This is a genomic window from Bacillus sp. MYb209, from assembly GCF_002975175.1.
In the GTDB taxonomy this organism is placed as follows: domain Bacteria; phylum Bacillota; class Bacilli; order Bacillales; family Bacillaceae_G; genus Bacillus_A.
In genome coordinates this window covers 1-2,387 of record NZ_PCNZ01000102.1, presented here as the reverse complement: position 1 = coordinate 2,387, position 2,387 = coordinate 1, and the positions used below count along the sequence as shown (strand labels likewise).

The 2,387-nt window shown below is 33.5% G+C and carries 2 protein-coding genes; both read left to right on the top strand.

The annotated features are described in order from the left end of the window. The first annotated feature begins 963 nt into the window (after positions 1-963). A complete protein-coding gene (locus CQZ94_RS30455; protein WP_105588402.1) occupies positions 964-1,518 on the top strand; it encodes a DUF3967 domain-containing protein in 555 nt (184 codons plus the stop codon). A 664-nt stretch (positions 1,519-2,182) separates the two neighbouring features. Next, positions 2,183-2,387 (top strand): hypothetical protein (locus tag CQZ94_RS30450; RefSeq protein ID WP_105588403.1); only part of this gene is annotated, 205 nt, incomplete at its 3' end.

Genomic DNA, 2,387 nt, shown 5'->3' with positions numbered 1-2,387 from the left:
CACTTTGCTCTTCTCACTCTTATATATATAGCTAAAAGTTCCGCAAGGAACGGGTTGTATTTTTGAGAAAACCACTCAAAAATCTCCACCCTCAGAATCAAAAAGTCGGTTCGTTTATTCTCACCTAAAGGCTATCGCCTTTTCTTTTTGATTTTGTCCTTGCAAAACTTTTTTCGGCTCGATATGCTTTTTTCGCCAAGCCGACAGACAAAACGCAAGATTAAAGGTTATCGACTTGAATTAGCAAGTATACGAGCCGAACCGCTTAGATCAATCGCTCAAAAATTGTTCTTATTCAATATGTTGATACGTTTAATATGTGGGGTTTCGCCCCCACACGACGAGCCAGCACTCTAGCCAAAACGCAAGTTTTCAACTAAAAATCAAAAACAAAACCATAAAAAAGAATTATTTAATAATTTAGGAACCAAACCGAAACTCTTGCATAATATGTAATCAGGAAAAACAGTTTTGGAAACAAAACGCCATTTCCATCGGGGCAACCCGAAGGGAAGACCGATGTCTTCCCACCCTACATAGAAAGACCACCCTAGGGTGGTCTTTTTTAATTTTAGGTGATTTTCAGGTGTGATGAATTCCTCTGACTCTTTATTTTTATGACATTAGGAGGGGAGCTAGGGAAAATCTACCCAGTGGATTTGGACGAAGTCCAAGGTTTTTGTTCTTGTACGACTTGTCCGTGATCAGCGAAGCCGGCGTTGTCCTCTAGGGCGCACTCTATTGTTGTAGAGACAGGAATGGATCGTGTATTGTTGTTGCTAAACCGAGAAACCAAAAATAAGGAAAGATATAAGAAAATTAGCGAAGCATAGGGAAGAACATCTATTTGATTATTAATTAAGGAATAGGAAAATATCAAAAGTTTCAGTTGTGATGATAAGATAAAGGAGTTATAACTGTTATATCGAAATTTAAATGTTAAAAAAGGAGGTTATGACTATTATGACTCCTACAATTTATGAGAATGTATCTCAGGTTGCGAAAAGATTGAAAATATCACCTTCTACGGTTAAAAAGTATTATTTGTTGATTGAGAGTTATAACTGTTATGCTTTTAAACGTGATGAGCGAGAACGAGTTATCTTTGGTGATTATGATTTGAAATTGTTACAAAGATTAGTAGAGTTGAAAAGTATGCCGCAAGTTACATTAGAAGATGCTTGTAAACTTCTTTTAGAGGAAGAAGGATTGAAGGCTAAAGATACAGATATGACTGTTATAACTCCTGAATCGAATGATTTAAAAGAGCTATTACAAGAATTAAAAAGTACAATTGATATACAACAAAGACAATTACAAATGCAAAGTGAACAAATAACTCAGTTAACAAGTTTATTGGAATCGCAGCAAAAATTATTAATGGATTCAAATGTTATAGAAAATAAACAGATTACAGATCGAGATAAAGCCGTTATAACTGTTATGCGAGAACTTCAAGAAGTAAAATTAATGATTGCGGCAAATAATGAAAAGAAATGGTATAAATTTTGGAAGTAATCCACTGAGTCCTATGCGTTTATGTCGCGAAAGTCACTTGAGTATGAGGGTGTAGAGGATCGTAGTCAAGTGAACCGTGGAATAAAAAGCGTAGGATGGATTATAGGGAGAGAGTGACAGCTTTTAATCACTTATAATTCAACTATTATAATAATTGAATTATAAGTTCATTTTTGTAAGATAAATTTTTATTTTATTAGTAATTGTGAGTTTGTTCGTTTGATTTTCAGTAAATAGAAAAAGCTGATCTTTTTCAGTTTTTTTTGCTAAAGTAACAAAATAAATTATATTGTGTCTAATCGCAGCTACGCTGGTATTAGGTCAATATGTATAAATAGGTGTAACACCAACATTTTGTAGATTTTGTTGGTGTCACCTGAAATTAAAAAAAGACAGTAAAGAAACTGTCTTTTTTTGCTATCTTTTAAAGATAGCTGTTGAAAAGGTAATTTGGGGTTTTGGGGTAGTGTAAGATGATTATCATCTTATTTGTAGTTTATGTAAGTGATAATAAATGGCTTGTACAATCGTGGAGTTTAGTAATTTTTATTTTAATAAGTTAGTTAATTAGATATTTGATAGGGGAAGAAAGTCTAATCAAATGATTTTTTATTTTCATAGAATACAGTGTAAGTAATTTTTTAGGAAAAGGGGGGTATGTTAAATGTCTTTTAATCGCAGATGTGAATGTGATGAATGTAATAGAAATCGAAGAAGAAGAGAGTTTGAGGAGGTGAAAGAAGTGGGGAATCTTGAAGGGCGTAGAAGATTAGATGGTTTACGAGAAGGAGATAAAATTAATGTTTTTTCCGGTGGAGATCAGATCGATGGAACAGGAGTCTTTATTCGTATAGAGGATGGATTTCTTA

Bases quoted from the DNA above. Each gene is read 5' to 3' on its own strand.
- CQZ94_RS30455 (WP_105588402.1), top strand. From the start codon at position 964: ATGACTCCTACAATTTATGAGAATGTATCTCAGGTTGCGAAAAGATTG.